The organism is Achromobacter sp. Marseille-Q0513 (assembly GCF_018195695.1).
GTDB lineage: Bacteria > Pseudomonadota > Gammaproteobacteria > Burkholderiales > Burkholderiaceae_B > Achromobacter.
On the sequence record NZ_JAGTJY010000317.1, the window covers coordinates 1 to 3,094 of the forward strand.

A 3,094-nucleotide genomic window follows, 5' to 3' on the forward strand; every position below is an offset into this window, starting at 1 on the left:
CGCCTTGCCGCCCGAGCTGGGCGAGCGCATCGGAGACGGCGCCGCGCAGGTCTGCCAGCGCGGCGTAGCGCCGCAGCAGGTCGGAGTCCAGGCGCGGCAGGGACAGCAGGCGTATGGCGTCGGGCGGCACGCGGCCGGTGAGGGGTTTGCTGGGCATGGGCATCCGGGAAGGGAAGCGCGCCGAAGCGCGGGGTGGCATGCGGGTGGGAGGGCAGGCTGGCCTCTCCTTTTTTTCATGCTATCCCGGATACTGTGATATTGAACAAAATTTTAAATAGTAGGATTGTGATTATTTAATGATCAATCCGGCTACACTGGCGCTTGCCCCGACCCAGCCAGGAATCCGTCCCGCCATGTCTTCCAGCCTTGCCCGCGCCTTCGATGTCCTGGACCTCTTCACGCTCGAAACGTCCAGGCTGACCAGCGAGGAAGTCAGCGCGCGGCTGGGCTATTCGCGCTCGATGGCCTATCGCTACCTGAAGGAATTGTGCGACGCCGGCCTGCTGGTGCCGCAGTCCGGCGGCCAGTACGGGCTGGGGCCGCGCATCATCGAGCTGGAGCGCCTGGTGGCGCTGACCGATCCGCTCTACCTGGCCGGCCGGGCCGTGCTGAAAGGGCGGTCGCGCGAAGACAGCGCCTATCTGCTACAGAACCTGTACGAGGACAAGGTGCTGTGCATCTACAAGGAAGGCCCGGACGTGCTGGAGCATGCCGGGCGGCGCACGGTGATCCTGCGCGCGCGCGGCCAGCCGTTTCCGCTGTTCCAGGGCTCGGGCTCGCTGGCGCTGCTGGCCTTCCTGCCGCATCACCGGATCCGCCAGGCCTATCTGCGCAGCGCGCAGGCCATTGCCGCGGCCGGGCTGGGCGAGGACTGGGCCGCCTTCCGGCGCGCGCTGGCGGCGATCCGCAAGGCCGGCTATGCCATCAGCCACGAGCAGATCGCGCCGGGGCTGGGCGGCGTGGCCGTGCCCATCCTGTTGCCTGACGACGGCGCGCTGGTGGGCAGCCTGGCCTGGAGCTTTCCGATCGAGCGCATGGAGCCGGACGCCGAGGCGCGCTGGGCGCGCGAGCTTGCGCGGGTGGCGGCCGAGATCGCGCGCGAGTATGTGGCGCAGGCGGGCCGGCCCGCGCACTAGCGGCCTTCGCGGGCCGTGCAGATCTGGTGCAGGCAGGCGCGCAGCCAGCGGTGCGCCGGGTCGGCGTCCATGCGCGGATGCCACAGCATGGATACCGTGAACGCTGGCAGTTCCACCGGCAGCGCGAAGCGGCGCATGTCCGCGAGCAGCGCGGCGCAGAATTTCTCCGGCACGGTGGCGATCAGATCGCTGTCGCGGGCCAGCGCCAGCGCTTCGGCGTAGCCGCCGACGTAGGCGGCGATGCGGCGGCTCAGCCCCTGCGCCGCCAGCGCCTCGTCCACCGGCCCGCGTTCGAGTCCGCGGCGCGTGGCCATGACGTGCGCGCCCGAGGCGTAGCGGGCGGCGCTGACCTTGCCGCGCGCCAGCGCATGCCCGGCGCGCACCACGCCGACATGGCGGTCGCGGAACAGCGCGCGCGTGTACAGCTCCGGGCCGGCGGTGTCGCCGACCACGCCGATGTCCAGGTCGATCTCGCCGTCGCGCAGCGGATCGCTGAACTTGTCCGTCTTGGGCACGAAGCGCAGCCGCGCATCCGGCGCTTCCTCGGCCAGCCGGGCCAGCAGGCGCGCGCCGAAGGCTTCGACGAAACCGTTCTGGGCGCGCAGCGTGAACACGCGCTCCAGCCGCGCCAGGTCGGGCAGCTCGGCCGGACGCAGCACCGCTTCGGCGTCGCGCACCAGCTGGCCGACCTGCGCGCGCAGCGCCAGCGCGCGCGGCGTGGGCACCAGGCCGCGGCCGGCGCGCACCAGCAGGGGATCGCCTGTGGTTTCGCGCAGGCGCGCCAGCGCGCGGCTCATGGCCGAGGGGCTCAGGCGCAGGCGCCGGGCAGCGCGCGCCACGCTGCCTTCGGCCAGCAGCACGTCCAGCGTGATCAGCAAATTGAAGTCGGGGGAGGACATGCGGCGACCATATCACGGGGCGTCGAACAGGTGGCGTCCGGTGCACGAATAAAGTGCAAATGCTGCGTCTTCCGCCAGCATTGCCGCGCTCCTATCCTGACGGTCGATCCGTGCCCGCCGTCGCGGCGGCGCGTCTTTTCTTCCCACCGCAGGACAGACCGTGAAGCTTGCTCCATTGACACCAGATCCATCGACGTCGGCCGCTGGCGCCGCCGCCGCCGCGCTTGATTCCGATTCGCCGCGCGCGCCCGCGCCGCAAGCCGCGCCGGCCCGGCACGCGCCGCCGGCGGCCGTCTTCGCCGGCCTGGCGCTGTCCTCGCTGCTGGCCGCGCTGGGCACCAGCATTGCCAACGTCGGGCTGCCGGCGCTGGGACGCGCGTTTGACGCCTCGTTCCAGCAGGCGCAATGGGTCGTGCTGGCCTATCTGCTGGCCATGACCTCGCTGGTCGTCAGCCTGGGTCGGCTGGGCGACCTGCTCGGACGCCGCCGGCTGAAGCTGGCGGGCATCGTCTGCTTCATCGCGGCATCGGCCGCCTGCGCGGCCGCGCCGTCGCTGGCCTGGCTGGCCGTGGCGCGGGCCGCGCAGGGCCTGGGCGCGGCGGCGATGATGGCCTTGTCGCTGGCCTTCGCGGCCGAACTGGCGGGCAAGGACCGCGCGGGCCGCGTCATGGGCATGCTGGGCGCCATGTCGGCGGCCGGCACGGCGCTGGGGCCGTCACTGGGCGGCCTGCTGCTGGAAGCCTATGGCTGGCGCGCCTTGTTCCTGGCGCTGCTGCCGCCGGGCGCGCTGGCGCTGGGCCTGGCCTGGCGCTACCTGCCGGCCGGCGGCGCGCCCGCGAACCGGCCGCGTTTCGACGGCCCGGGCACGGTCCTGCTGGCGGCGACCCTGCTGGCCTATGCGCTGGCGATGACGCTGGGACGCGGCCATGCCGGCTGGTTCAATCTGGCGTTGCTGTGCCTGGCCGGGGCGGGCGCGTGGCTGTTTCTCTGGACCGAGGCGCGCGTGGCCGCGCCGCTGATCCAGCCAGCGTTGCTGCGCGAATCCGCGTTGCGGCTGGG

3 protein-coding genes are annotated in these 3,094 nt (G+C 72.2%); 2 read left to right on the top strand and 1 reads right to left on the bottom strand.

What is annotated here, in order from left to right:
* The first annotated feature begins 353 nt into the window (after positions 1 to 353).
* Entirely contained in the window at positions 354 to 1,136 is a 783-nt protein-coding gene (locus KDH83_RS30095) for an IclR family transcriptional regulator C-terminal domain-containing protein (protein ID WP_212322570.1), read from the top strand.
* Here the strand turns inward: KDH83_RS30095 and KDH83_RS30100 are convergent.
* Positions 1,133 to 2,035, bottom strand: a complete 903-nt coding sequence (locus KDH83_RS30100) for a LysR family transcriptional regulator (protein ID WP_212322572.1) — start codon at positions 2,033 to 2,035, stop codon at positions 1,133 to 1,135. The genes KDH83_RS30095 and KDH83_RS30100 overlap by 4 nt on opposite strands.
* A gap of 160 nt (positions 2,036 to 2,195) precedes the next feature.
* Here KDH83_RS30100 and KDH83_RS30105 point away from each other — a divergent pair.
* Positions 2,196 to 3,094: MFS transporter (locus tag KDH83_RS30105; RefSeq protein ID WP_349291692.1), on the top strand; the 899-nt coding region annotated here is incomplete at its 3' end.